The sequence below is a fragment of the Streptomyces sp. AC602_WCS936 genome (assembly GCF_019049125.1).
Classification (GTDB): domain Bacteria; phylum Actinomycetota; class Actinomycetes; order Streptomycetales; family Streptomycetaceae; genus Streptomyces.
On record NZ_JAGMUF010000021.1, the window covers coordinates 47,068 to 72,277 of the forward strand.

The 25,210-nt window shown below is 72.0% G+C and carries 23 protein-coding genes and 1 pseudogene; 3 read left to right on the top strand and 21 right to left on the bottom strand.

Annotated features, from left to right (window positions below):
- Window positions 1-126 precede the first annotated feature (126 nt).
- The 14 genes and pseudogenes from KUM03_RS10190 to KUM03_RS10255 all read right to left on the bottom strand — a co-directional run bounded on the left by KUM03_RS10190 (window position 127) and on the right by KUM03_RS10255 (window position 10,358).
- Window positions 127-1,752, bottom strand: a complete 1,626-nt coding sequence (locus KUM03_RS10190; RefSeq protein WP_217246719.1) for a YifB family Mg chelatase-like AAA ATPase — start codon at window positions 1,750-1,752, stop codon at window positions 127-129.
- Window positions 1,752-2,114 (bottom strand): YraN family protein, encoded by a 363-nt coding sequence (locus KUM03_RS10195; RefSeq protein WP_217246720.1) that lies wholly within the window; start codon window positions 2,112-2,114, stop codon window positions 1,752-1,754. Before KUM03_RS10195 ends, KUM03_RS10190 begins: the two co-directional genes overlap by 1 nt.
- A 117-nt stretch (window positions 2,115-2,231) precedes the next feature.
- The gene (locus tag KUM03_RS10200) at window positions 2,232-2,540 is read right to left on the bottom strand and encodes a DUF2469 domain-containing protein (RefSeq protein WP_003993268.1); all 309 of its coding nucleotides are present in this window, start codon (window positions 2,538-2,540) and stop codon (window positions 2,232-2,234) included.
- A gap of 56 nt (window positions 2,541-2,596) precedes the next feature.
- On the bottom strand, window positions 2,597-3,121 hold the full coding sequence (locus KUM03_RS10205) for an NUDIX hydrolase (protein WP_217246721.1): 525 nt from the start codon (window positions 3,119-3,121) through the stop codon (window positions 2,597-2,599).
- Window positions 3,111-3,878: a signal peptidase I gene (lepB, locus tag KUM03_RS10210; RefSeq protein ID WP_217246722.1), complete on the bottom strand. Its 768-nt coding sequence runs from the start codon at window positions 3,876-3,878 to the stop codon at window positions 3,111-3,113. The genes KUM03_RS10205 and lepB (KUM03_RS10210) overlap by 11 nt, the downstream gene beginning before the upstream one ends.
- A 123-nt stretch (window positions 3,879-4,001) precedes the next feature.
- A complete protein-coding gene (gene lepB, locus KUM03_RS10215; RefSeq protein WP_217246723.1) occupies window positions 4,002-5,009 on the bottom strand; it encodes a signal peptidase I in 1,008 nt (335 codons plus the stop codon).
- A pseudogene (gene lepB, locus KUM03_RS10220) lies at window positions 4,900-5,982 on the bottom strand (signal peptidase I); the annotation flags it as partial. The pseudogene lepB (KUM03_RS10220) and the gene lepB (KUM03_RS10215), both read right to left, overlap by 110 nt.
- A complete protein-coding gene (gene lepB / locus KUM03_RS10225) occupies window positions 5,975-6,787 on the bottom strand; it encodes a signal peptidase I (protein WP_217246724.1) in 813 nt (270 codons plus the stop codon). The pseudogene lepB (KUM03_RS10220) and the gene lepB (KUM03_RS10225), both read right to left, overlap by 8 nt.
- Window positions 6,788-6,832: 45 nt before the next feature.
- Window positions 6,833-7,183 (bottom strand): 50S ribosomal protein L19, encoded by a 351-nt coding sequence (gene rplS / locus KUM03_RS10230; RefSeq protein ID WP_018531094.1) that lies wholly within the window; start codon window positions 7,181-7,183, stop codon window positions 6,833-6,835.
- A 136-nt stretch (window positions 7,184-7,319) separates the two neighbouring features.
- Window positions 7,320-8,153: a tRNA (guanosine(37)-N1)-methyltransferase TrmD gene (gene trmD / locus KUM03_RS10235; protein WP_217246725.1), complete on the bottom strand. Its 834-nt coding sequence runs from the start codon at window positions 8,151-8,153 to the stop codon at window positions 7,320-7,322.
- Window positions 8,153-8,713: a ribosome maturation factor RimM gene (gene rimM, locus KUM03_RS10240; protein ID WP_217246726.1), complete on the bottom strand. Its 561-nt coding sequence runs from the start codon at window positions 8,711-8,713 to the stop codon at window positions 8,153-8,155. Before rimM ends, trmD begins: the two co-directional genes overlap by 1 nt.
- Before the next feature lie 143 nt (window positions 8,714-8,856).
- Window positions 8,857-9,096, bottom strand: a complete 240-nt coding sequence (locus KUM03_RS10245) for an RNA-binding protein (protein WP_003973401.1) — start codon at window positions 9,094-9,096, stop codon at window positions 8,857-8,859.
- 2 nt (window positions 9,097-9,098) lie between these two features.
- On the bottom strand, window positions 9,099-9,518 hold the full coding sequence (rpsP, locus tag KUM03_RS10250; RefSeq protein WP_217246727.1) for a 30S ribosomal protein S16: 420 nt from the start codon (window positions 9,516-9,518) through the stop codon (window positions 9,099-9,101).
- Between the two features lie 243 nt (window positions 9,519-9,761).
- On the bottom strand, window positions 9,762-10,358 hold the full coding sequence (locus KUM03_RS10255) for a hypothetical protein (protein ID WP_043379434.1): 597 nt from the start codon (window positions 10,356-10,358) through the stop codon (window positions 9,762-9,764).
- Window positions 10,359-11,042: 684 nt separating this feature from the next.
- Here KUM03_RS10255 and KUM03_RS10260 point away from each other — a divergent pair.
- Both KUM03_RS10260 and KUM03_RS10265 read left to right on the top strand, forming a co-directional pair.
- Window positions 11,043-11,987 carry a class I SAM-dependent methyltransferase gene (locus KUM03_RS10260; protein WP_217246728.1) on the top strand — a complete coding sequence of 315 codons (945 nt, stop codon included), beginning with the start codon at window positions 11,043-11,045 and terminating at the stop codon, window positions 11,985-11,987.
- Between the two features lie 181 nt (window positions 11,988-12,168).
- A complete protein-coding gene (locus KUM03_RS10265) occupies window positions 12,169-12,771 on the top strand; it encodes a hypothetical protein (protein ID WP_217246729.1) in 603 nt (200 codons plus the stop codon).
- A gap of 40 nt (window positions 12,772-12,811) precedes the next feature.
- Here the strand turns inward: KUM03_RS10265 and ftsH are convergent, their stop codons facing one another.
- The 6 genes from ftsH to KUM03_RS10295 all read right to left on the bottom strand — a co-directional run bounded on the left by ftsH (window position 12,812) and on the right by KUM03_RS10295 (window position 22,607).
- Window positions 12,812-14,758 (bottom strand): ATP-dependent zinc metalloprotease FtsH, encoded by a 1,947-nt coding sequence (ftsH, locus tag KUM03_RS10270; RefSeq protein WP_217246730.1) that lies wholly within the window; start codon window positions 14,756-14,758, stop codon window positions 12,812-12,814.
- A gap of 103 nt (window positions 14,759-14,861) precedes the next feature.
- Window positions 14,862-16,412, bottom strand: a complete 1,551-nt coding sequence (gene ffh, locus KUM03_RS10275; protein ID WP_217246731.1) for a signal recognition particle protein — start codon at window positions 16,410-16,412, stop codon at window positions 14,862-14,864.
- Window positions 16,413-16,631: 219 nt separating this feature from the next.
- Window positions 16,632-19,079 carry a [protein-PII] uridylyltransferase gene (locus KUM03_RS10280; protein ID WP_217246732.1) on the bottom strand — a complete coding sequence of 816 codons (2,448 nt, stop codon included), beginning with the start codon at window positions 19,077-19,079 and terminating at the stop codon, window positions 16,632-16,634.
- A 29-nt stretch (window positions 19,080-19,108) separates the two neighbouring features.
- Window positions 19,109-19,447 (bottom strand): P-II family nitrogen regulator, encoded by a 339-nt coding sequence (locus tag KUM03_RS10285; protein ID WP_006346309.1) that lies wholly within the window; start codon window positions 19,445-19,447, stop codon window positions 19,109-19,111.
- On the bottom strand, window positions 19,444-20,793 hold the full coding sequence (locus tag KUM03_RS10290) for an ammonium transporter (protein WP_217246733.1): 1,350 nt from the start codon (window positions 20,791-20,793) through the stop codon (window positions 19,444-19,446). Before KUM03_RS10290 ends, KUM03_RS10285 begins: the two co-directional genes overlap by 4 nt.
- 320 nt (window positions 20,794-21,113) lie before the next feature.
- The gene (locus tag KUM03_RS10295) at window positions 21,114-22,607 is read right to left on the bottom strand and encodes a hypothetical protein (protein ID WP_217246734.1); all 1,494 of its coding nucleotides are present in this window, start codon (window positions 22,605-22,607) and stop codon (window positions 21,114-21,116) included.
- Window positions 22,608-23,051: 444 nt separating this feature from the next.
- Here KUM03_RS10295 and KUM03_RS10300 point away from each other — a divergent pair, with 444 nt between their 5' ends.
- The gene (locus tag KUM03_RS10300) at window positions 23,052-23,723 is read left to right on the top strand and encodes a bifunctional DNA primase/polymerase (RefSeq protein WP_217246735.1); all 672 of its coding nucleotides are present in this window, start codon (window positions 23,052-23,054) and stop codon (window positions 23,721-23,723) included.
- A gap of 230 nt (window positions 23,724-23,953) precedes the next feature.
- On the opposite strand, the gene ftsY is transcribed toward KUM03_RS10300, so the two are convergent.
- Entirely contained in the window at window positions 23,954-25,162 is a 1,209-nt protein-coding gene (gene ftsY, locus KUM03_RS10305) for a signal recognition particle-docking protein FtsY (RefSeq protein ID WP_217246736.1), read from the bottom strand.
- Window positions 25,163-25,210: the final 48 nt, after the last annotated feature.

Here is a 25,210-nt window from a genome sequence, read left to right on the forward strand (position 1 = left end):
GCGGAGCCTCACGTCCTTGCGAAATCTCGAGGTCCCGCAGGTCTCCCCATCCGCCCGCCTCCTCGCGACCACGCAGGTCTTCACGCCCACGCGAGTCCCCGGAGCCACGCGCCTCCCCGTCCCCGTTCACGTCAGCGCCCCCAGGGTCATGGGCACGCCACGCGGCACTCCCGTGCGCAGTTGCAGCGCCAATGCGACGTCCCGTGCGTCGGGCCGGTCGTGGCCGACGAGGTCGGCGACGGTCCAGGAGACGCGCAGTACCCGGTCGAGGCCCCGGGCGGTGAGCGCGCCCCGCTCCAGGCTGCGCTCGGCCTCCTCCAGCGCGCCCGGTGCGGCGTGCCAGCGGCTGCGCAGCTCTCGTCCGGGCACCTCGCTGTTGGACCGCCACGGAGTGCCGTCGAGGCGTACGGCCGCCCGTTCGCGGGCCGCCCGCACCCGGTCGGCGACCCTCGCGGTGGTGTCGCCCCGGAAGCCCTCCCCGGCCAGTTGGCCGCGCGTGAGGCGCTCCACCTCGACCCGCAGGTCGACGCGGTCCAGCAGCGGGCCGGACAGCCTGGCCTGGTAGCGGCGGATCGCCGCGGAGGGGCACTCGCACAGCTCGTCGTTCCGTGAGAACCGCCCGCACGGGCAGGGATTGGCGGCGAGCACCATCAGGAACCGCGCCGGGAACCGCACCACGCCCGCACTGCGCGCGATGACGACGTGCCCGGACTCCAGCGGCTGCCGCAGGGCGTCGAGGGCCTGGCTGCTGAATTCGGGTGTCTCATCCAAAAACAGGACGCCTCGGTGAGCCAGGGAGACGGCTCCCGGCCGCGCGATGCCGGGGCCGCCGCCGACCAGGGCCTGCATCGTGGCGGAGTGGTGCGGTGCGCAGTAGGGAGCCACGTCGATCAGGGGTTTGCCCGGCGGCAGCAGACCCGCGACCGAGTGCACGGCGGTGACCTCCAGCGACTCCGTCCGGTGGAGCCGCGGCAGGATGGCCGGCAGCCGCTCGGCGAGCATCGTCTTGCCGGCGCCGGGCGGCCCCTCCAGGAACAGGTTGTGTCCGCCGGCCGCGGCGACCTCCACCGCCGTGCGCGCCGACTCCTGGCCCACGACGTCGGCGAGGTCGCGACCGTTCTCGTACTGCGCCGTGCCCATGCTGTGCATCCCGGTGGCGGCGCCGGTGCCGGGCATGCGCAGGCCCGCCAGGAGCGGGTCGGGCCGGCCCTGGTGGTCCTGTTCCTCCTCCGGCACGGGCTCGTCGGCGAGGACGGCGATCAGCTGGCGCAGGCTGCGCACGCCGAGCACCGAGACGTCGGGCACCAGGGACGCCTCGGCGGCGGCGCACTCGGGCACGACGACCTGCTCGTAGCCGGCCTCCGCCGCGGCCAGGACCGCCGGGAGGATGCCGCGCACCGGCCGTACCCGTCCGTCCAGGCCCAGCTCGCCGATCATCACGATGTCGGCGAGCACGCGGGGGTCGATCCGCTCCGCGGCACCGAGGACGGCCGCGGCGACCGCCATGTCGAAGCCGCTGCCGCTCTTCGGCACCGACGCCGGGCTGAGTCCCACTGTCAGCTTCTTCTGCGGCCACTCGGCGCCCGAGTTCACGACCGCGGCCCGCACCCGGTCCCGGCTCTCGGTCAGGCTCTTGTCCGGCAGCCCCACCAGCGTGAACGCCGCCACGCCCGGCTCCAGGTCGGCCTGGACCTCGACGACCACGCCCTCGACGCCGGCGAGCGCCACGGAGCACGTACGCGCGAACCCCATCACGCCACCCCCCGGGCGTGCTCGACCACCGGGGCCCCGCGCTGCGGGAGGAGCACCCCGACCAGGTCGATGCGGACGCCGCCGGGCGGGGCCCCGCCGTGGGTCTGGATCCAGCGTTCGGCGAGCCGCCGCAGCCGCTCCGCCTTCTCGGGGGTCACCGCGGCCATCGGGTGCTCGAAGGAGCCGCCCCTGCGCGTCTTGACCTCGCAGACGACCAGGACGTCCCCGTCCCGGGCGACGATGTCGATCTCACCGGTCCGGCCACAGCGCCAGTTGCGCTCCAGGACCGTCATGCCGGCCCCGGTCAGCCGGCGGGCGGCGAGCGTCTCGCCGTACTTGCCCATCGCACCTCGTGCGTTCATGTCGGCACCACCTCCGGCGCCAACGATGAGGGCAGCTCAGCGAGCTATTGGATCTTGGTGGACGGTCGGACGACTGTGGACAACCTTGTCACCCACACGGGTGAAAGGCGCGGATCGTCAGCCGCTGGGAAGTTCGAGATCGCTCTTGTTGAGCTCCTCGATGTTCACGTCCTTGAACGTCAGGACTCGCACCTGCTTCACGAACCGAGCCGGGCGGTACATGTCCCACACCCAGGCATCGGCCATGGACACCTCGAAGAAGACCTCTCCCTGGACCGAGTGCACCTGCATCTCGTAGTCGTTGGTGAGGTAGAAACGCCGCTCGGTCTCGATCACGTATTTGAACAGACCGACGACGTCGCGGTACTCCCGGTAGAGCTTGAGCTCCATCTCGGTCTCGTACTTCTCGAGGTCCTCGGCGCTCATGGCATGTTCCCCTTCAGCCGTGCGGTCCCACCATTGTGCGCCAGTCCCGTGAGCCCCTAGACGATTTCGGTGTCCAGAGTCACCGGCCCGGCCGGGGGACCTTCGTCGAGCAGCTTGCGCAGCAGCTCGGCGAGTCTGGTCGGATACACCGTCTCATGTGCCCGGGTCAGTTCCCGACACGTCCACCAGCGCGCTCCGGCGACGCTGCGCCGCTCCAGTTCGGTCAGCCCGAGGGCCTGGGTCGCGGTCTGCTGCGTCCGGGCCAGGTAGTACCACTCGTCCTGGTCCCAGCGGCGGCCCGCGAAGGGGAAGGAGCATCTGCGCCGCCACAGCACCGGGCCGAGGTCGATGTCGGTGATGCCGGTCTCCTCCGCGAGCTCCCGCCGTGCGGCCTCCTCACGGGTCTCGTCGCCCTCCACACCGCCGCCCGGGGTGAACCACCAGTCGTCGGCCGGGTCGTCCGGTTCGTGGCCGTGCAGGAGCAGGATGCGGTCCTCGGGGTCGAGCAGCACCACCCGGGCGACCCTGCGCAGTCCGCCCTCGTAGGTGTCCTGACCGGCCGGTGTCGTCTCAGCGGCCACCGGTGCTCCCCGTCCCCGTCCGGGAGCGGGCGGCCCGCTTGGCGAAGGGCCCGTACGCGGCACCGCCGAGGATCAGCACCGCGCCGGCGACGACCAGCCCGACCACTGTCCTGAGCGGACCGGGTGAGGAGAGGCCGCCCAGCGTCTCGAAGCCGGTCGGACGCTCCAGCATGCCGTTCATGGGCCAGACCACGGCGTCGACGCGGGCGTCCACGGTGGAGCGCGACACGGTGCCGCCGGCGGCGTCGGTGAGGTGGGCGGTGGAGTCCACGGAGCTGTCGCGCTCGTCACCGAGCAGGAACAGGCGGCCCTCGGGAACGGTCACGGTGGGGAAGCCGCTGGTCTCGGCCGGCGTACCGGCGGGCAGGTACGGCTCGTCGATCACCTTGCCGTTGACCTTGAGCCTGCCCTCCTGGCAGCAGGAGACGGTGTCCCCGCCGACGGCGACGACCCGCTTGACCATCGGGGCGTTGGCCCAGGTCGCGTCCTTGAAGACGACGACGTCACCGCGGCGCACGTCGGCGCCGTCGATGCGCTGCGCCAGCACCCGGTCACCGGCGTCGATGGCCGGCGTCATGGAGCTGGTCGGCACGGTGTAGGGGCGGTAGACCACCGCTCCCCAGGCGAAGCCCCCGAGGAACAGCACCAGACCGAGCGCCACGGCGAGGCCGGACAGCCGCTGCCCGGTCCGGCTGCCCACCGGGCCCTTGCTCCCGCCGCCTCGCGGGGCCGTACGTGTCGTGCTCTCGCCACCCATGAAGCCGCACCTTACCCGGCGGTACCGGAACGGGGCAGCCCCTCCCGGAGCCCGGGAGGGGCCGCTCTTCGCGTGGTGTCGGCCGTCGGCGGCCGCGGTGGCGGGTGCAGGACCCGGGGCGCCTCAGCGGGTCTCGGCGGCGGCGACGCGCCTGCGGCGCCACCAGACGACCGGAACGACCCCGGCGACCGCCAGGCCCTGGGGCGCGACCGACAGCGCGGCGGCGGCCGACGACCGGGCCCCCGGACCGTCGGCCTGCAGGCCGGCCTGGTCGAAGGTGTCCGGGACCGGCAGGGTGTCCCAGCGGTTCATCGGCCAGGCGATCACGATGGCGCGGCCGACGACCTCCTTCACCGGGACCATGCCGCCGTGCTCGTCGGACTGGTTGTAGCGGGAGTCCCGGGAGTTCTGCCGGTGGTCGCCCATGACCCAGATGTGGCCCTCGGGGACCTTGACCTTGAACTGGCCGCCCTGGTCGTCGACGCTGCACGGCGTGTTGCCGGGGTAGACGTACGACTCCTCGTTCAGGGCCACGCCGTTGACCTTGACCGGGCCGGTGCCCTCGCACTCGACGGTGTCGCCGCCGACCCCGATGACGCGCTTGATCAGGTCCTTCTCGTCGGCGGACGGCATCAGGCCGATCCAGCTGAGGACCGTCTGCAGTGCGTTCGGGTCGGGCGTCGGCTCGCCGGCCAGCCAGTCGTCCGGGTCGTGGAAGACGACGATCTCGCCGCGCTCGGGTTCCGAGCCGAACCAGGGGGTGAGCTTGTCGACCAGGACGCGGTCATTGATCGTGAGCGTGTTCTGCATCGAGGCGGACGGGATCGAGAACGCCTGCACCAGGAAGGTCTTGATCAGCAGCGCGAGCACCAGCGCGATGCCGATCAGGATCGGCAGCTCCTTCCAGAAGGAGCGCTGCTTCTTGGCCGCCGTGGCCTTGGGGGGCGGCGTTCCGCCCACGCCCTCGTCCTCGGTCCCGTTCTGTTCGTCCGTCACCCTGCCGTCCTCGGTCCCGGAATCGTGCCCGGAGGCCGGGGCGCCGTCCGGGGACGGGCCGGCCGCTTCCACGGGGCGTCCGCGGTTCTCCTCGCCGTCGTGTCCGGACCGTGCGCCAACCGCCACATCCCCCACGCCAACTCCTCACTCTCTGCCACCGCCTGCGCCGTACACGGTGCAGGCCCACCACTCCCATAACGAGCGGGAGTTCCGCAGGGGTCGGGAGTTGAATCATCGCGTTCGGATCGTAGGGGGCAACCCTATGCGACAGCCCGGCGGCGGCGGTCGAGGCGGAGGCCGAGTCGGACACGGACGCATACGTTTTCGGTTCGTCCAGGGTCGTCCAGTGGCCGAACGGCCAGGCGATCACCATGGCCCGCCCCACCACCTCGTCCTCGGACACCGTGCCGAAGTCGGTGTCCTGGTGCGCGCGGGAGTCGGCGGAGTTGGACCGGTGGTCGCCCATCACCCACAGCCGGCCCTCGGGGACCGTGACGTCGAAGGGCGTCCTGGAGGGGGCGTCACCGGGGTACAGGTAGTCCTCGTTCAGGGGGACACCGTTGACGGTGACGCGTCCCCGGGTGTCACAGCACTTGACCCGGTCCCCGCCCACGCCGACGACCCGCTTGATGAGGTCCTTCTCGTCGTCGGAGGGCAGCAGGCCGATGAAGGCGAGGCCTTCCTTGACCTGCTTGATGACGACGGGGTCGTCCTTCTTGGTGGTCTGCTCGCCCTGGAGCCAGCCGCCGGGATCGCGGAAGACCACGACGTCGCCGCGCTGCGGCTTCGAGCCGAACCAGGGAGTGAGCTTGTCCACCAGGACCCGGTCACCGATCCGGATGGTCTGCTCCATGGAGCCGGACGGGATCACGAACGCCTGGACGAGGAAGGTCTTCAGCACCAGCGCTATCAGGACGGCCACACCGATGAGGAGGGGTATCTCCTTGACCGCGCCGCGCCTGCGGCGCCGCTTGACCTTGCGCTGCAGCTTGCGCCGCTCGGCCCGGGACCGGCCACCCGACGGCGGGCCGGTGCGCCGTGAACCGGTGGGCAGCAGGTTCTCCGTGGGGCTGCTGGGCGCTCCGCGCGGTTTCCCCCGGCTACCCATCGGCGCCCTCGGACCGGCGCGCACCGCCGGACGCTCCACCGGAGGTGGGACCGGCCGTACCCCCTGACACGCCGCCCGCCGCGCCACCGGCCGCTCCGTCCGCCTCCGCGTCCGGCACGCGCGCGTAGGCGTCGGGGCGGTCGAGGTGGGTGGCGTGGCCGAAGGGCCAGAGGATCCAGTCCGCGCGGCCGATCACCTCGTCGACGGGGATCATGCCGCCGCCCGGCGAGCCCAGGTGGTCGCGGGAGTCGCTGGAGGCCGAGCGGTGGTCGCCCAGGACGAACAGGGTGCCGTCGGGGACGACGACGTCGAAGGGCACCGTGGACGGGCGGTCGCCGGGGTACAGGAACGCCGATTCGTCGACCGACTGGCCGTTCACCTGGACCCTCCCCTCCCTGTCGCAGCACACCACGTGGTCCCCGCCCACACCGACGACGCGTTTGATGTAGTCGCCGGGCCCGAAGAGCCCGGTGCCGTCGAAGACGACGACGTCGCCCCGCTGCGGCCCGTCACCGAAACGGTACGCCAACTTGTTTACGAGAACCCGGTCCCCGATCCTCAATCCGCGCTCCATGGATCCGCTGGGGATCTGGAAGGGCTGGAGCACGAAGGTGCTGAACAGCAGCAGGAACGTCAGCAGTCCCAGCAGGGCCACGGTGATCCGGCCGCCCGGCACCCACTGCGTGATCCACCCCGTCAACGCGGAACGCGACCGTTCCTCCGGGCCCTCCGGGTCCGAGGGCTGCTCGGAGTCGGAGGGGTGGGAGGAGCGGTCGCGCTCCGTGTGCTGTGCTTCGGTGTCCATCGGGGCCAGATGCTATCCGGCCCCGGCACGGACCTCGGAGGGCGCTCAGTTCTCGCGCTTCTCCTTGATCTTCGCGGCCTTGCCGCGCAGCTCGCGCAGGTAGTACAGCTTGGCGCGACGGACGTCACCCTTGGTGACGAGCTCGATCTTCTCCACGATCGGGGTGTGCACCGGGAAGGTGCGCTCGACGCCGACGGAGAAGGAGACCTTGCGGACCGTGAAGGTCTCGCGCACGCCGGCGCCCTGGCGGCGGATGACGACGCCCTTGAACTGCTGCACACGGGAGCGGTTGCCCTCGATGACGCGCACGTGGACGTTGACGGTGTCACCGGGGCGGAAGGCCGGGACGTCGCTGCGCAGCGACGCGGCGTCGACGGAGTCGAGCAGGTGAGACATTTCGTCTGCTTTCTTCGCTGATGCCACAGGTCATCAACGGAAACTAGGTGTTTCGGAATCAGGGTCGTGCGGGTCGGGACGGGCGTCGTGTCCCCCTGTGGCAGGGGCGCGCTCCGGACGGACGCACAACAGCCGCCTATTCTTCCATGCCCGGGGTCCTGCGCCAAAATCGACCGTACGGCTCCCCCTCCGGGTCGGGTTCCCAGCCCAGGATGGAGAGCATCTCGCGGTCCTTCTTGTCGAAGGCCTCGGGGTCGCACCGCTCGATCAGGTCGGGCCGGTTGGCCGTGGTGCGCCGCAGGGCCTCGTCCCGGCGCCAGCGGGCGATCTTCCCGTGGTGGCCGCTCAGCAGTACGTCCGGGATGCCGCGCCCGCGCCACTGCGGCGGCTTGGTGTGGACGGGGCCCTCCAGCAGGTTGGCCATGGCGCCGGGGGCGAAGGAGTCGTCGCGGTGGGACTCGGCGTTGCCCAGCACGCCGGGCAGCAGCCGCGCCACGGCCTCGGTGACGACGAGGACGGCCGCCTCGCCACCGGCCAGGACGTAGTCGCCGATGGACACCTCGTGGACCGGCATCCGGGTGGCGTACTCGTCGATCACGCGGCGGTCGATGCCCTCGTAGCGGGCCGGGGTGAAGATCAGCCAGGGCCGCTCGGAGAGGTGGACGGCGAGTTCCTGGGTGAAGGGCCGGCCGCTGGGCGTGGGCACGATGAGGGCGGGCTCGCCGGAGCCGGTCTCGTAGCCGTCGGCCAGGACGGCGTCCAGCGCGTCGCCCCAGGGCTCGGTCTTCATCACCATGCCGGGCCCGCCGCCGTACGGGGTGTCGTCGACGGTGTTGTGCCGGTCGTACGTCCAGTCGCGGAGGTCGTGCACGTGGACGTTCAGCTGTCCACGCGCGCGTGCCTTGCCGACCAGGGAGACGTTCAGCGGCTCCAGGTACTCGGGGAAGATCGTGACGACGTCGAGCCGCATCACGCGCCGTCCCCGTCTTCGGCGGCGTCACGCGAGGAAGCGATCTCCGCGCGGTCGTCGATCAGGCCGGGCGGCGGGTCGATGACCGCGCGCTGCTCGTCCAGGTCGATCCCGGTGACGATCTCGGAGACGAACGGGACGTAGACCTCGCTGCCGTCGGGGCGCTCCACCACGAAGAGGTCCTGCGTGGGCAGGTGGGAGATCTCGGTGATCCGGCCGACCTCGTCGCCGTCCTTGGTCACCACGTCGAGGTCGATCAGCTGGTGGTCGTAGTACTCGTCCTCGTCCTCGGGACGCTCGTCCGGGTCGACGTCGGCGATCAGGAGGGTGTTGCGCAGCGCCTCGGCGCCGGTGCGGTCGTGGACGCCGGCGAAGCGCAGCAGGAGGCGGCCGCTGTGGACCCGGCCGGTCTCGATGGTGAGCGGCCCGGCGGAGGCGGGGTCGGTGGCCAGGACGGCACCGGGCCCGAGCCGCAGCTCCGGCTCGTCGGTGCGGACCTCGACGGTGACCTCGCCCTTGATCCCGTGGGCGCGGCCGATGCGCGCGACTACCAGCTGCACTGTGCTTGATCTCCTGTCGGAACTGCGGCGAGCCGTACGGGGCTGCTGCCTACGGGGCTGCTGCCGTACGGGGCTCACAAACGACTGCGGGCCGGGGACGGCCCAGTGGCCCTCCCCGGCCCGAGCCGGTGCTGCGTTCGGCGTCAGCGGACGTGGTCCACGTCGACGAGGTCGACGCGGACGCCTCGGCCGCCGATGGCGCCAACGACGGTGCGCAGAGCGCGTGCGGTGCGGCCGTTGCGGCCGATCACCTTGCCGAGGTCGTCGGGGTGGACCCGGACCTCGAGCACCCGCCCGCGGCGCAGGTTGCGCGAGGCGACCTGCACATCGTCGGGGTTGTCGACGATGCCCTTCACGAGGTGCTCGAGAGCCTCCTCGAGCATGCTCAGGCCTCGGTCGACTCGGACTCGGCCGGAGCCTCGTCCTTCTTCTCGGCCTTCTTCTTCTGGGTGATCGCCTCACCCTTGCCCTCGTCGTCGCCACCGATCGCCTCGAAGGACGGACGGGCCGACTTCTCGGCCGGCTGCAGCAGCGGCGCCGGGGCGGGCTCGCCCTTGAACTTCTGCCAGTCGCCGGTCTTCTTCAGGATGGCGAGCACGGGCTCGGTCGGCTGGGCGCCGACGGAGAGCCAGTACGCCACGCGCTCGGCGTCGACCTCCATCACCGACGGGTTGTACGTCGGGTGGTACTTGCCGATCTCCTCGATGGCCCGGCCGTCACGGCGGGTACGGGAGTCGGCGACGACGATGCGGTAGTGAGGCGAACGGATCTTGCCCAGACGCTTCAGCTTGATCTTGACTGCCACGGGAGTGGGTTCTCCTGGTTTTGACGTGGGTGGGCACGGCGGGAAGGCCGCGTGGGGTTGCGGTACCCGAGTGCCCGATGGACGCGTCAGCCGGAGGAGAGAGGGGTCCTGTGCGACTGTCGAGTACAGCTAGCCATTGTGCCACACGCGGCCGGACCCTTCGGACCGAGGGCGGACCGGGGAACAGATCGGGCGGACCGGGGGCGCCGCGCCCGGATCCGGCTGCCACGAGCAGCCGGATCCTCAGCCCGCCGCCGCGCCGACCACCTCCGGGATCCGGAACGGCTTGCCGCAGCCGCCGCACATGATCGGGGCCTGGGCCAGCACCGACGGGACGACCCGTACATTGCGTCCGCAGTCGCAGACCGCCTTCACGCGCACCCCTCCCCCGGAGGAGCCGTGGCGGGCGGCCGGACCGCGGAAGCTGCGGGCCGAGTCGGTCGCGGTCGCGGCGGTGTGGGCCTTCAGCGCTCGCTGGAGGCGCTCGATCGTCGGGCGGTAGCGGCGCTTCGCCTCGGGGGAGAGCGTGACCAGCGAGAAACCGCTGCTGGGATGCGGCTCCTCGGGGTGGTCGAGGCCCAACTCCTCGGCGATCGCAAGGAATCGACGGTTGTGATAGCGCCCCGCGCGGGAGGTGTCGCGTACTCCGCGCGCGGCGGCGATGCCGTGGACTGCCTCATGGAGCAGTCGCTCGAAGGAGAGCTCGTGCCCGCAGGCGGACGACGACTCTCCGATCAGGGACTCGGGCGCGGCAAGATCCGGCAGCTCGGTGTGGTGCCGCTGAATGTCGGCCCACGCCTGCGCCAGCTCTGCGGCGAGAACAGGTGGTGTCGTGCTCACGTAATGACAACGAGCCGGGGTGCCGCTGTGTTCCTATTCCGGGGCATCCCAAATAATTTGCACGTACCCGTCAGTTGCCGCTGATGCGTCGCGACGAGGGCGGGTGCGCTGATCTGCGGAGAAGCCTCACAGCTCGTCACAAGCTGGTGCGTAGTCCGACGTACGCGCCGGCGCGTAGACCCCGTCCACGCGCCGGGTTGCGTGGGGCTCGCGGATGCGCAAGGGGCGTTTTCGGCCGCGGTCGAACCGGAAGGGCGCCACCCGATCGGGCGCATCGCGGGACGCGTCGACGGGAGCGAGGTTACCGGGTGTGCCACCGGCGTGCGGCACCGCCCCTCCCCGGGCCGCTCCGCCTCCCGGCGGGGTGTCCGCCGGGCTCGCCGACCTTGGCCGGAACCGCCTCGTCGGCACGGTCGCCACCCCCTGTCATCACCGAGGGACGCGTTCCGGCCAACCGCCGGAGGCGTCGGACCGGGGCTACCCGGAGTACCGCACGGCCAGGCGCACGTTGCCGGGAAGTGAAATCTCGCCACTGCGGCGGGGATCGGGCAAACCGGCCCCCGCTACCACTGGACGCCACGGCGAGCCCGGAGTTTCCTGGCATACGGGGGGAGTGCGAGCGCACTGCACGGGGGCCATGGAATCGGGCACGGCGGCAACACTCGGCGATTGGGGCGCTTTCCTATGACACCTACGCTCGTGCGGCAGCACTCATCTCACGCGGGGGCGACACCCGGCGTGGACCTGCGTGCACGCGCGCGTGACTGGTCCGAGATACAGGAGCGGATGCTCGTACCGCTCTACGAGGCCGTCTACGAGCGACTGGACGTGGGCGGCGGCACACGCGTGCTGGGGCTGGGCTGCGGCTCCGGACTGGCCCTGCTGATGGCCGCCTCGCGGGGCGCCGCGGTGACCGGGGTGGACTCCCGCTTTCCGGAGCGGCTGGACCTGGCGCGGCGGCGGCTGCTTCCCGAGGCGCCCGACGCGCCCGGTGCGCGGGACGTACGCGCGCGTGCCGACGACGCAAGCGCGCGAGTCCACTCGGTACGGGCGGACGCGGTACGCGCGGACGCGGTACGCGCGGACGCGGTACGGCTCGTCGAAGGTACCCCTCGGGACGCGGCGGACCCGTCGCAGCCGGCGTTCGACCTGGTGACCGCCTTCGAGCCCATCGGGTGCCTCGCGGGCGACTCGGACGGGCTCGCCGGGCTGCTCGCCCGGACGACGCCGCTCGCCGCGCGCGGGGCGGCCGTCGTGCTGGCCGGCTGGGGCCCGCCGGAGCGGTGCGCCACGACGTCGGTGCTGCGGGTGGCCACCAAGCTCGCGGACCCGTTGCGCAGCGCGGGCAGCTGGCGCCCCGCTCTCCGTGACGACCTGGAGGAGGTCGCCCAGCGGGCCGGGCTCAGGCCGGACGGCTCGGGACGGGTGGCGTGCCCCTTCGGCTACGCCGACACCGGCAGCGCGGTGCGCGGTCTGCTGTCGACCGGCCTGTTCGACGCGGCGATCGCGGCGACCGACCAGGAACAGGTCGACAAGGAGCTGACCGAGTCCCTGCATCCGCACCAGCGGCCGGACGGAACCGTGTGGATGCCGAACGTGTTCCGGTACCTGATCGCCCGGATTCCCTGACGACCGGTTCCGACCGGGCGGGCGCGGTACCTGAACGGCTTCTTCGGGCGCAGGTGCGATGCAGGTGTGAATGGTGTGAAGATGCCGGTTCAGGCCCTCACTCCATCCTTCAGGCGGATCTTGGACCTTTAGTCTGATCCACCGTTCGGGGGAAAGACACATCTGCATACAGGAGCCTGTAGTGCCGCACCACAAGACCGCGCTGCGCCTCGCCGCGCCCGTCGCCGCCCTCGCCCTGGCCCTCACCGCGTGCGGGGGCGGGGACGACACCGACGCCGACGCGAAGAACTCGTCGAGCCCCGAGGCGCCCGCCTCTCCGTCCGAGGCAGCCTCGGGCGGCGACCTGGCGACCGGCGAGAGCGCGACGGGGAAGGTCGCGGAGGACCCGGGCGAGGTCACCTACGAGGTCGTGGCGCAGAAGGTGGACGTCGGCACCGAGGCGGAGGCCGCCAAGGCGGTGGCGGACGCCGCGGACGCCAAGGGCAAGGTGCTGGCCACCGCGCACGTCAAGTACACGCACAAGAGCGGCCCGGCCCTCACCGACGGCGCCGACGTGCACGACGGCACCACGGTCTTCGCCGACGGGCAGCGCGGCGGCGTCCTCATCGGCGCCTCCGAGGACGCCCCGGGCTGCGAGGACCCGTACGACGTGGACAGCTGGAAGCAGGGCGAGAGCCACGTCTTCTGCGAGACCTACGTGATCCCCGCGGGCGCCACGAGCGTCGAGGTCCACTGGGAGGAAGAGGACGGCGAGCCCTACGTCTGGAAGTTCCCGCAGAAGTAGGTCCCCGCGCGGAGGCGCATCAGACAGGGCCGGACGGTGATCAGACCTCCGGCCCCTCCTTCGTGAGCCGGGTGATCCCGGCGATCCGGTAGGCGTCCGCCTCGTCCAGCGTCTCGTTCGCGAGCAGCGCCTCGGCGAGGGCGTCGAGCCGCCCGCGGTGGTCGCGCAGCTTGTGCACGGCCTCCGCATAGCACTCGTCGACGACCCGCCGCATCTCGCCGTCGATGGCGTCGAGCGTCGCCGGTGCGGCGGCGAGCCCGTACGCCTGCTGGGCGTCGCCGGGCAGCGCGGAGAGCCGGCCGACCTGCCGGCTCATCCCCCAGCGGCCGACCATGCCGCGCGCGATCCGGGTGACCTGTTCGAGGTCGCTCTCCGAGCCGGTCGTGATCACGTCGTACACCACCTGCTCGGCCGCCATCCCGCCGAGCGCGCCGATGATCCGCCCGCGCAGGTACTCCTCGGTGTACGCGTACTTGTCCGCGTCCGGCGTCGACAGCGTCACGCCCAGCGCCCGGCCGCGCGGCACGATGGTGATCTTGCGGACGGGGTCGGCGCCCGGCTGGAGCATCCCCAGCAGGGCGTGCCCGCTCTCGTGGTAGGCGGTGCGCCGCCGCTCCTCCTCGGGCATCACCAGGGGACGTTCGGCACCGAGCTGGACCTTCTCCAGGGCCTCGGAAAGGTTCGCCTGCGTCACCCGGTCCTGCTTCCGCTTGACGGCGATCAGCGCGGCCTCGTTGGCGAGGTTGGCGAGTTCGGCGCCGGTCATACCCGGGGTCGTGCGGGCGGCCTGGGCGAGGTCGACGTCGGGGGCGAGCGGGATCTCACGGGTGTGGATCTCCAGGATCGCCTTCCGGCCGCCCCGGTCCGGCGGCGAGACGCTGACCACCCGGTCGAAGCGGCCGGGGCGGGTCAGAGCGGCGTCGAGGATGTCGGCGCGGTTGGTGGCGGCGATGACGATCACGCCCTCGGCGCCGGAGAAGCCGTCCATCTCCGTGAGGATCTGGTTCAGCGTCTGCTCACGCTCGTCGTGGCCGCCCATGCCGGAGCCGCCGCCGCGAGCCCGGCCGATGGTGTCGATCTCGTCGATGAAGATGATCGACGGCGCCACCTTGCGGGCCTCGGCGAACAGCTCCCGCACCCGGGAGGCACCGACGCCCACGATCATCTCGATGAACTCGGACGCGGACGCGGAGAAGAACGGCACGCCCGCCTCGCCGGCCACCGCGCGCGCGAGCAGCGTCTTCCCGGTGCCGGGCGGCCCGGACAGCAGGACGCCCCGGGGCATCCTGGCGCCCATGCGGCGGTAGGCGCCGGGGTTCTTCAGGAAGTCGACGACGTCGCTGAGCTCGCCCTCCACCTCGTCGATCCCGGCGACGTCCGCGAAGGTGGTGCGCTGCTTGCCGGGCTCCAGCTCGACCGGCTTGGGCGGCGCCTTGCGGCCGAGCATGCCGCCCGCCCCGCCGCCGAGGGCGCCCCGCATCCGCCGGGCGATGAAGATCCACAGCACCACCAGGAGCAACATCGGCGCCAGCGCGATCAGCAGGTTGACCAGGAAGCTGCGCTGCTGGACGACGGGTTCGGCGGTGACGGTGACGTTGTGCTCGGTCAGCTCTTCCCAGAGCCGGTCGTCGGCGAAGGTCGGCCGCTCCGTCGTGAACTTGGTGTACGTCCCGTCGCCCTCGGGATTGTCCCGGGCCTTCTTCAGCTGACCCTGGATCGCGTCACCCTTGGCGTAGATCTTGCTGACGTTGCCCGCGTCGACCTGCTTGCTGAACTCCGTGTAGGAGATCGTCGGCTCGTCACCCTCGTTGAAGAACGAGAGCACGAGGTTGGCGATGAGGTAGACGACCAGCGCGGCCAGGACCAGGTTCCACCAGCCGCCACGCATCCTCCGGCCACCGGACGGCGGTTTCGGAGGCTCGTCGGGCGTGCCCTCGGTGCGCCAGGGCGGCTCGGGGGCCTTGCGCGGCGGGGACGGGTTGGTCATACCGGGACGTTACGACAGGAACGCCGCGCGGGCATGTGGGTGTACGACGCCGGGGGCGCCCCCTCCGAGAAGGGGCGCCCCCGGCGTCGTACGGGCGCGGGCGTCAGCCCATGAACTTCTTGAACTCGTCCGGGAGCTCGAAGTCCTTGCCACCCTGCTGCGGCAGTCCGAGGGCGCCCCCGTTCTGCGCGGCGGCGGCGCGGCGGGCGGCCTCCTCCTGCTCCTGCTGCTTGCGCTTCATCGGGTTGCCGGAGCGCTGCTTGCCCTTGGCCTTCTTCTGCTGCTTCTTCTGCCGACCGGGGCCACCGCCCATGCCGGGCATCCCCGGCATACCGGGCATACCGCCGCCCTGGGCCATGCGGGACATCATCTTGCGGGCCTCGAAGAACCGCTCGACGAGCGACTTGACCGCGCTGACGTCGACACCGGAGCCCTTGGCGATACGGGCGCGGCGCGAGCCGTTGATGATCGTGGGCTCCTGGCGCTCGGCCGGGGTCATCGACTTGATGATGGCGGCCGTGCGGTCGACGTCGCGCTCGTCGAGGTTGTTGATCTGGTCCTTCATCTGGCCCATGCCGGGCAGCATCCCCAAGAGCTTGGAGATCGAGCCCATCTTCCTGACCTGCTCCATCTGGGCCAGGAAGTCGTCCAGGGTGAAGTCCTGGCCCTTCTTGGACGCCAGCTTGGAGGCCATCTTCTCGGCCTCTTCCTGGCTGAACGTCTTCTCCGCCTGCTCGATCAGGGTGAGCAGGTCACCCATGTCGAGGATGCGGGAGGCCATCCGGTCAGGGTGGAAGGCGTCGAAGTCCGTGAGCTTCTCGCCGTTGGACGCGAACATGATCGGCTTGCCGGTCACCGAGGCGATCGACAGGGCCGCACCACCGCGCGCGTCACCGTCGAGCTTGGACAGCACCACGCCGTCGAAGCCGACGCCGTCGCGGAAGGCCTCGGCGGTGTTGACCGCGTCCTGACCGATCATCGCGTCGACGACGAAAAGAATCTCGTCCGGCGAGACCGCGTCGCGGATGTCCGCGGCCTGCTGCATCAGCTCCTGGTCGATGCCCAGGCGGCCGGCGGTGTCGACGATCACCAGGTCGTGGACCTTGGACTTGGCGAACTCGATGGAGTCCTTGGCGACCTTCACCGGGTCGCCCACGCCGTTGCCCGGCTCGGGGGCGTAGACCGCGACGCCGGCGCGCTCGGCGACGACGCTCAGCTGGTTGACGGCGTTGGGGCGCTGGAGGTCACAGGCCACCAGCAGCGGCGAGTGGCCCTGCTCCTTGAGCCAGTGGCCCAGCTTGCCCGCGAGGGTGGTCTTACCGGCACCCTGGAGACCGGCCAGCATGATCACGGTCGGCGGCTGCTTGGCGAAACGCAGGCGGCGGGTCTCGCCGCCGAGGATGCCTACCAGCTCCTCGTTGACGATCTTGAGGACCTGCTGGGCAGGATTGAGCGCCTTGGAGACCTCGGCGCCCAGGGAGCGCTCCTTGACCTTCTTGATGAAGGCACGGACGACGGGCAGGGCGACGTCGGCTTCGAGGAGCGCGATGCGGATCTCGCGGGCCGTGGCGTCGATGTCCGCCTCGGTCAGCCTTCCTTTGCCCCGGAGGGATTTAAAGGTGGCTGACAGGCGGTCGGAGAGAGTATCGAACACGGCGGCGTAGGTCCTCGCGTCGGCGTTGGTGTGGGTCGCCCTCCAGGGTATCCGGCCCGGCAAGCAAAGTGTCCCTGCCCGCTGCGGTGAGCGGACAGGGACCGGATCCCCGCGTGTGCAAAAAGCAGCTTGCGTCCATGTCAGCCTCGGACAACCGGCCCGGACCATCCCCGCATGGGCGGGGAGCGCACCCGATCAACACGAGACTCGACCACAAAGTCACGCCCGCAGCGACTCCTCCAGCTCGCGTGCCACGGACACCGCGTCCTCCCTCGGCAACGGCCGCCCCTCGCCCCGCGTCACATAGAAGGCGTCCACCGCGTTGGCCCCCAGCGTCGACACGTGCGCACTCCGCACCCGCACCCCCGCCCCCTCCAGCGCCCGCCCGAGCCGGAACAGCAGCCCCGGCGCGTCCTGCGCCCGGACCTCGATCACCGTGGCCAGCCGGGACGCGGCCGGGGCGACCGTCACCCGGGGCGGGGGCGGCGCCACGCCCCGGCGGCGCGGGTAGGCGGCGTCGCGCTCGGCGAGCCGCGCGGCGATGTCCAGGGTGCCGTCCAGGGCCCGGACCAGGTCGGCACGGAGCCGGGTGGCCTGCGGCAGCGAGCCGTACTCGGCGGCGACCCGCCAGTCCAGCAGCAGCACGGAGCCGTCCACGCCGTCCGGCAGCGGCAGGGACCGCAGCTCGGCGGTGCGGACGGTCAGCCGGTGCAGGGCCAGGACCCCGGCGACCGCGGGGAGCACGCCCGGCTGGTCGGGTACGGCGACCAGCAGCTCCACGCCGAGCGGCTCCGGGTCGGCGCTCGGCGCCGGACCGGCCGGCGGCTCCGTCTGCGGCCGCAGCGCGAGCACCGGCCCGCCCGTGCGGAACGCCTCGACGGCGAGCCGTTCCTGCTCGGCGGTGGGCGCGCCCTCCTCGGGCTCCGCCGGCGGGTCCCCGGCCAGGACCGCCGAGACGCGTTTGACCAAGTCGGCGACGAGGGAGCCGCGCCAGGACGACCAGGCCGCCGGTCCGGTGGCCAGCGCGTCCGCCTCGGTCAGGGCGTGCAGCAGTTCCAGGGTGCCCGCCGTGCCGACCGCCTCGGCGACCGTGCGGACGGTGACCGGGTCGTCGAGGTCGCGCCGGGTGGCCGTCTCGACGAGCAGCAGGTGGTGGCGTACGAGGGTGGCCAGGACGGCCGCGTCGGCGCGGTCGAAGCCGATGCGGGCCGCCACGTCCCGGGCGATGGTCTCCCCGGCCACCGAGTGGCCCCCGGGCCAGCCCTTGCCGATGTCGTGCAGCAGCGCGGCGACCAGGAGCAGGTCGGGCCGGTGGACCCGGCGGGCGAAGCCGGAGGCGCGGACGGCGGTCTCGATGAGGTGCCGGTCGACGGTCCACACGTGCACGGCGTTGCGCTGCGGGCGGCAGCGCACCCGCTCCCAGTCGGGCAGCAGCCGGGTGACCAGCCCTTCGGCCTCCAGCGCCTCCCAGACCTGCACCGTGGGCCGGCCCGATCCCAGCAGCGTCACCAGTTGCTCCCGCGCTTCGGCGGGCCAGGGCGTGGGCAGCGGGCCCGCGGTGGCCGCGAGGCGCCGTACGGCGTGCAGGGAGAGCGGGAGCCCGGCCTGTGCGGCGGCGGCAGCGGCGCGCAGTGGGAGCACGGGGTCGCGTTCGGGGCGCGCGGTGCGGGCGAGCACCACCTCGCCGTCCTGCTCGACGACGCCCTCGGCGAGCGGGGAGCGCTCGGGGGCGGGTTTGCCGCCGCCCAGCAGGGCGCGCAGCCTCGGCCGTACGGAGCGGGCCCGCAGTACGCGCCCCACCTCGCGCCAGGTGACGTCCCCGGCGTAGGAGATGACGCGCGCCGCCTCGTACACCTGCCGCAGCAGCGTGTCGGCGTCCAGCAGCCCCAGCTCGGCGGCCACCTGGTCCTGCTCCTGCAACGCCAGCCGATCGGTGACCCGGCCCGTCGCCAGGTGCAGCGCGTCCCGTACGTCGAGCAGGCGGCGCCGGGCGTCGGCGAGGCCCTCGCGCGGCGCGTCGGCCAGCCAGGAGGCGGCGACGGCGCGCAGCGCGGTGGCGTCGCGCAGGCCGCCCCTGGCTTCCTTGAGGTCGGGTTCGAGCAGGAACTGCAGCTCGCCCTGGCGTTCGGCGCGCTCGGCGCACAGGTCGCGCAGTTCGGGGAGGCGCCCCGGGGCCTGGTTGCGCCAGTCGGCGAGGACGGTGGTGCGCAGCGCGGCGGTCAGCCCCAGGTCGCCGGCGAGGTGGCGGGCGTCCAGGAGGCCGAGGTGGACCTTGAGGTCCTCGCCCGCCGTCCTCCGGGCCTGAGCGGGAGTGCGTACGGAGTGGTCGAGGGCGAGGCCGAGGTCCCAGACGGGGTACCAGAGGCGGTCGGCGAGGGCGGCGACCGCCTTGTCGTCACCGCCGTCGTGCAGCAGGAGCAGGTCCAGGTCGCTGCGCGGGGAGAGCTCACCGCGCCCGTACCCGCCGACGGCGACGAGCGAGACCCCCTTCACTCCCCCGGCGCCCGCGGCGAAGAGGCCGGCCAGCCACGCGTCGGTCAGTTCGGCGAGGGCGGCACGGCGCGGCGGCCCGGACCGCGCCCCCTCGGTGAGGAGGCGCAGCCGGGCCGCCGCGTAGCCGCCGGGTCCGGAGTCCTCTGCTTCCTTCGTCACGTCCGTACTCGTCACCCGGCGACTCCTGTTCTGTTCGTCGCGCCTCAGAGGGCGTCCGGGCCGCGCTCGCCGGTCCGGACCCGTACGGCCGTGTCGACGGGAACCGACCAGACCTTTCCGTCACCGATCTTGCCGGTACGGGCCGCCTTGACGACGACTTCGATGAGCTGTTCGGCGTCGTCGTCCTCGGCCAGCACCTCGATGCGGATCTTGGGCACCAGGTCGACGGTGTACTCGGCACCGCGGTAGACCTCGGTGTGGCCGCGCTGCCGTCCGTAGCCGCTGGCCTCCGTCACGGTCAGTCCGTGCACCCCGAAGGCCTGGAGGGCCTCCTTGATCTCGTCGAGCCGGTGCGGCTTGACCACGGCGGTGATGAGCTTCATGCGTCCACCTTCTTGCTCTCGGCCTGGGAAGCGGTCGTGGGGGCGACCGCCGGCGCGGTCGTCCGGGCGGCACCGCCTCCGGCGCCGCTGAAGTCGTACGCAGTCTCGGCGTGCTCGGCCTGGTCGATGCCGGCCACCTCGTCGTCCTCCGGGACCCGCATGCCGATCGTCTTGTGCAGGATCAGGGCGAGGATCGCGGAGACGACCAGGGAGTAGGCGAAGACGCCGAAGACACCGGCGCACTGCTTCCAGAACTGGTCCAGGCCACCACCGTAGAAGAGGCCCTCGACGTCGGACTGGCCCTTGCCGGTGGCGAAGAAGCCGACGAGGAGGGAGCCGAGGATGCCGCCGACGAGGTGGACGCCGACGACGTCGAGGGAGTCGTCGTAGCCGAACCGGTACTTCAGGCTGACGGCCATGGCGCACAGCACACCGGCGACGACGCCGACGGCGATGGCGCCGAGGGGGGAGACCGCGCCGCCCGCCGGGGTGATGGCGACCAGGCCGGAGACGGCACCGGAGGCGGCGCCCAGCGTGGTGAAGGCGCCGTGGCGGATCTTCTCGTAGGCGAGCCAGCCGAGGACCGCGGCGCCCGTGGCGACCTGCGTGTTCACGAACATCAGCGCGCCGACGCCGTCGTCGTTGCCGAGCCACGATCCGGCGTTGAAGCCGAACCAGCCGAACCACAGCAGACCGGCGCCGAGCATGACCAGCGGCAGGCTGTGCGGGCGCATCGGGTCCTTCTTGAAGCCGACCCGCTTGCCGATGACGAGGATCACGCCGAGCGCGGCGGCGCCGGCGTTGATGTGCACGGCCGTACCGCCGGCGAAGTCGATGACGCCCAGTTCGAAGGCCCAGCCGCCGGCGCCCCACACCCAGTGGGCGACCGGGAAGTAGACGATCGTGGCCCACAGAGTGATGAACAGCGCCCAGGCGGTGAACTTGACCCGGTCCGCGAGCGCGCCGCTGATCAGGGCGGGCGTGAGGACGGCGAACATCAGCTGGAAGACCAGGAAGACGAAGACGGGGATGGTGTAGCCGTCCCACAGCTCGGTCAGGCCGATGTTGCTCAGGCCCACCCAGTCGGAGTTCCAGCCGACGATGCTGCCGGTGTCGGTGCCGAACGCCATGGAGAAGCCGTACAGCACCCACAGGACGGTGACGATGCCGAGGCTGATGAAGCTCATCATCAGCATGTTCAGGGTGCTTTTGACGCGGACCATGCCTCCGTAGAAGAAGGCCAGGGCCGGTGTCATGAGCATCACCAGGGCGGAGCAGATGAGCATGAAGCCCGTGTTGGCGGCAGAGAGCTCCGTCTCTGCGGCGAGCGTGATGGCTGGAGCCATCGGCGTCTCCTCGTCGTCGGTACGGCCCGGTGCGGGCGAAGCCTGGGCAGGCAGTGAGGGGTGGGCCGGTTATGCGCCAAGAGATTGGCGCAGCGCGGTTTCGGTGGACGCCCCTCGTTGTTTCGCCGCCGTGACGAAGGCGCTGTGCGTGTTACGCGTCGGTGAACTGCGGGATGCGGGGCCGGGCGGTCGTTGACGTGGCGCGACGTACCGGCCGGGGACGTGAGCCGGCCGCGGCGCGGCCTCCGAGTGACCTGGCATGGGGGAGCCGAGTCGGGCAGTTCGGGAGGGCCGGCCGCGGCCGGGGCTGGTGGGTTTCTTCAGACCGCTTCGGCGGTCTCCGGCAACTCGACCGCGAGCCTTTCGGTCAGGTCGATGACCTCGCCGAGGTCACCGAAATCGCGTACGGCCGTGTCGACGGTCTTGCGGATGCGGGTGTTGACGCGTTCGGAGCGGACCTTCTTGGCGATGCCCATGGCCTCGACGGCCAGTCCGGTGCTCTGCTCGGGCTCGCGGCGCAGCAGGTGCACGGTGGCCATGCCGATGAGGTTCAGCGCGTAGGAGCGCTGGTGTTCCTCGTCCTCGGCGAACAGCTCCACCGCGCGGCGCATCAGCGGCTCGGCCAGCGACGCGTAGGTGGGGCTGCGGCCGGCCACGTAGGCGAGGTCGCGGAAGGAGTGGCTGTTCTCGCCGTAGAGCTCGGCCTCGGAGAAGAAGCGGATCCAGTCGGGGTCCGGCTCGTCCCACTCGTCGGCCTCGGCGAAGGTGTCCTCGGCCATGCGCACCGCGCGCTTGCAGCGGCCGGGCTGGCCCATGTTGGCGTAGGCGCGGGCCTCCATGGCGTACAGCATCGACTGGGTGCGGGGGCTGGCGCAGTCCCGGCTGCCGTACTGCGCGAGGTGGATCAGCTCCAGGGCGTCGTCGGGCCGGCCGAGGTGGATCATCTGGCGGCTCATGCTGGAGAGGATGTACGAGCCGAGCGGCCGGTCTCCGGCCTCCTTGGCGGCGTGCAGGGCGAGGACGAAGTACTTCTGCGCGGTGGGCTGGAGCCCCACGTCGTACGACATCCAGCCGGCCAGCTCGGCGAGTTCGGCGGCGACCTTGAACAGCTTGGCGCGGGTGGTCTCGCTCTGCGGTTCCTGGAGGAGGTCGGTCACCTCGTGCAGTTGTCCGACGACCGCCTTGCGGCGCAGGCCGCCGCCGCACTGGGCGTCCCAGCGGCGGAACATCACCGCGGTGGACTCCAGCAGGTCCAGCTCCGGCCTGGACAGGCGCCCGCGCGCGCGTGAGCCCGGGGCGGAATCGCGCCCGGCGCCGGCGGCCGGGGGCGAGGGGACGAGCCAGCGCTGCATGGGCTCGATGAGGGACGGGCCCGCGGAGAGGGCCAGCGAGCTCCCGAGGAAGCCGCGCCGCGCCAGCATCAGGTCGCTGCGCGAGAACTCGCTGAGCAGGGCCACGGTCTGCGGGCCCGTCCAGGGCAGGTCGACGCCGGTCGCCGAGGGAGCCGGGCGGGAGGTGCGCAGGCCCAGGTCCTCGACGGAGACGACGACACCGAAGCGTTCGGAGAACAGCTCGGAGAGGATGCGCGGGATCGGCTCGCGCGGGTTCTCACCGTCGAGCCAGCGGCGCACGCGTGAGGTGTCCGTGGAGATGTGGTTGGCGCCCAGCTGGCGGGCCCGGCGGTTGACCTGGCGGGCCAGCTCGCCCTTGGACCAGCCGCTGCGGGCGAACCAGGAGGTGAGCAGCTCGTTGGGGCGCTTGTCAGCGTGCGAGGCGCTTCCCGCGCTCGTACCGCTTCCGCCGTTGCCGCTCACTGGAACGCCCCCATCCCTGGAACCACCTGTCGCCGAGTGCGCCAAGCCCTATCAGAATGCCGGTGGTCGGGGCCCTCCGTCCGGCGGTTGCCACCCCTCGAACGGAAAGCCGAGTTGCCTCCGGCATACCCACAAGTGCATGTGTCCCACGGCTTCATGCACACAAAGTAATCCTACGATCACCCGTCCAGCCATGGCGATTGCGGAATCGCCACCATTCGCCACCCCTTCGAATGAACTCGCGGTGGCCTGCACGCGATTCACTTGACATAGGCCAACCGGGAGTCGGTGCAACGGTGCACACCGGGGCGTGCGCGGGACCGCACGCGACCCGGAGTGCATCAGGACGCTGTCTGAACCGCGCCACACTGGGGAGTTGGAAGCAGAGAGTCACGTTTCGCGTCCGCTGCGTAACCGCTTCGGGTCGGACCCGTTGGAGGGGGCATGGGCTTCACGATCGGCATCGGCGGCACCCGGGGCATGCGCGACATCCGGTCCGGCGCACGCCGCCGCGGTCGCGCGTCGGAGTGCACCGCGGTGGCCGAGTTCACCGGACTGTGGGGCTGGGACGTGGTGCCGGGGGCCCGGGCCGCCGCCGGCGCCTGCTCCTGCGGGCGACGCGACTGCCCGGCGCCGGGCGCGCACCCGCTGGACTTCGCGCCCCAGGTGCCCGCCGGGGCCACCCTGGACGAGGCGAGCGAGGCCTGGGCCCAGTTCCCGGGCGCCGCGCTGATGCTGCCGATCGGGCGGCGTTTCGACGTGATCGAGGTGGCCGAGGCCGCCGGGGTGCGGGCGCTGGCCCGGCTGGAGCGCATGGGTCTGCCCCTCGGGCCGGTCACGGCGACCCCGCAGGGCCGCGCCCACTTCTTCGTCGCCCCGGGCGCCGCCGCCGAACTGCCCCGGCTGCTCTACCGCATGGGCTGGGACGACCCCTCCGCCCTGGACCTGCGCGGCCTCGGCCCCGGCGCGTACGTCACGGCCCCGCCCTCCGACCGAGGCGGCCTGGGCCCGGTGCGCTGGCTGCGCCCACCGGCCCTCGACTCGGCGACGAAGCCACCGGCGGCCCGGCTGCTGCTCGGGACGCTGGCGTACGTCGCCCATCGATCGCGGGTGTAGGGCTGCCGTCGGCCCGGGTCCGCCGGGGCTGGACCCCCGACCACGGTGGTCACCGAAGCGGCCCGCGCCCGCCGAGGCCGGAAGAGTCCGCCAGGACACGGTGCTTACCCGACCGGTACGACCCGACCGTCCGCGAACCTCCGTGAAGGGCACGCCTTCCGCACACGGCGAAGCGCCCGTCCCCCGGTCGAACTCCGGGAGCGGGCGCTTCCGCTCGTGGTGCCGCGGCGTCACTCGCCGATGAGGGCATCCACGAAGGCCGCCGGCTCGAACGGCGCCAGGTCGTCCGCGCCCTCACCGAGCCCGATCAGCTTGACCGGCACGCCCAGCTCCCGCTGCACCGCGACGACGATGCCGCCCTTGGCCGTGCCGTCCAGCTTGGTCAGCACGATGCCGGTGATGTCGACGACCTCGGCGAAGACGCGAGCCTGGATGAGGCCGTTCTGGCCGGTGGTGGCGTCGAGCACGAGCAGCACCTCGTCCAGCGGCGCGTGCTTCTCCACGACCCGCTTGACCTTGCCGAGCTCGTCCATGAGGCCCGTCTTGGTGTGCAGGCGGCCGGCGGTGTCGATGAGCACGACGTCCGAGCCCAGCTCCTTGCCCTCCTTGACCGCGTCGAAGGCGACGGAGGCCGGGTCGCCGCCCTCCGGGCCGCGCACGGTGTGGGCGCCGACCCGCTCGCCCCAGGTCTGGAGCTGGTCCGCGGCGGCGGCACGGAAGGTGTCGGCGGCACCGAGGACGACGCTGCGGCCGTCGGCGACCAGGACGCGGGCGAGCTTGCCGGTGGTGGTGGTCTTGCCGGTGCCGTTGACCCCGACGACCATGACGATGCCGGGCTTGCTGTTCGGCGGCTCCGTCTTGACCTCGCGGTCCATGTCGGGGCCGACCAGGTTGATCAGCTCCTCGCGCAGCAGGCCGCGCAGCTCTTCGGGGGTGCGGGTGCCGAGCACCTTCACCCGCTCGCGCAGCCGCTCGACCAGCTCCTGGGTGGGCTGCACACCGACGTCGGCGGTGAGCAGGGTGTCCTCGATCTCCTCCCAGGTGTCGTCGTCGAGGTGCTCCCGCGAGAGCAGGGTGAGCAGGCCCTTGCCGAGGGCGTTCTGCGAGCGGGAGAGGCGGGCACGGAGCCGGACCAGGCGGCCGGCGGTGGGCTCGGGAACCTCGAGCTGAGGGACCTCGAGCTCTTCGACGACGGGCGGCTCCTCGACGGTGGCGGTGCCGCCGTCCGGGAGGTCGACCTCCTCTATCGTCCGGCGCGGTTCGTCGCGCGGTGTCTCGGCCTCTTCGCCGACGTGCGGCTCGGTCGGAGGGGCGGTGATGTCGGGCGTGGACGGGGGCGGCGGAGGCAGCTGCTTCTTGCGGCGGCTGCCCACGATCAGCCCGCCGAGCGCGCCGATCACGACCACGGCGATGACTACAGCAAGGATGACGATTTCCATAACGGCTCCAGTATGCGTGACCCCTGCCCCGGCCCTTCGTTGGTCAGC

Excerpts from the sequence above, each read along its gene's own strand:
- KUM03_RS10290 (WP_217246733.1), bottom strand. The coding sequence starts at position 20,793 with ATGGCTCCAGCCATCACGCTCGCCGCAGAGACGGAGCTCTCTGCCGCC.
- KUM03_RS10195 (WP_217246720.1), bottom strand. The coding sequence starts at position 2,114 with ATGAACGCACGAGGTGCGATGGGCAAGTACGGCGAGACGCTCGCCGCC.
- KUM03_RS10285 (WP_006346309.1), bottom strand. The coding sequence starts at position 19,447 with ATGAAGCTCATCACCGCCGTGGTCAAGCCGCACCGGCTCGACGAGATC.
- trmD (WP_217246725.1), bottom strand. The coding sequence starts at position 8,153 with ATGCGGCTCGACGTCGTCACGATCTTCCCCGAGTACCTGGAGCCGCTG.
- KUM03_RS10260 (WP_217246728.1), top strand. The coding sequence starts at position 11,043 with ATGACACCTACGCTCGTGCGGCAGCACTCATCTCACGCGGGGGCGACA.
- KUM03_RS10245 (WP_003973401.1), bottom strand. The coding sequence starts at position 9,096 with ATGCTCGAGGAGGCTCTCGAGCACCTCGTGAAGGGCATCGTCGACAAC.
- ftsH (WP_217246730.1), bottom strand. The coding sequence starts at position 14,758 with ATGACCAACCCGTCCCCGCCGCGCAAGGCCCCCGAGCCGCCCTGGCGC.
- ftsY (WP_217246736.1), bottom strand. The coding sequence starts at position 25,162 with ATGGAAATCGTCATCCTTGCTGTAGTCATCGCCGTGGTCGTGATCGGC.
- KUM03_RS10190 (WP_217246719.1), bottom strand. The coding sequence starts at position 1,752 with ATGGGGTTCGCGCGTACGTGCTCCGTGGCGCTCGCCGGCGTCGAGGGC.
- lepB (WP_217246722.1), bottom strand. The coding sequence starts at position 3,878 with ATGGGTGGCGAGAGCACGACACGTACGGCCCCGCGAGGCGGCGGGAGC.
- rplS (WP_018531094.1), bottom strand. The coding sequence starts at position 7,183 with ATGTCTCACCTGCTCGACTCCGTCGACGCCGCGTCGCTGCGCAGCGAC.
- lepB (WP_217246724.1), bottom strand. The coding sequence starts at position 6,787 with ATGGACACCGAAGCACAGCACACGGAGCGCGACCGCTCCTCCCACCCC.
- KUM03_RS10300 (WP_217246735.1), top strand. The coding sequence starts at position 23,052 with ATGGGCTTCACGATCGGCATCGGCGGCACCCGGGGCATGCGCGACATC.
- KUM03_RS10200 (WP_003993268.1), bottom strand. The coding sequence starts at position 2,540 with ATGAGCGCCGAGGACCTCGAGAAGTACGAGACCGAGATGGAGCTCAAG.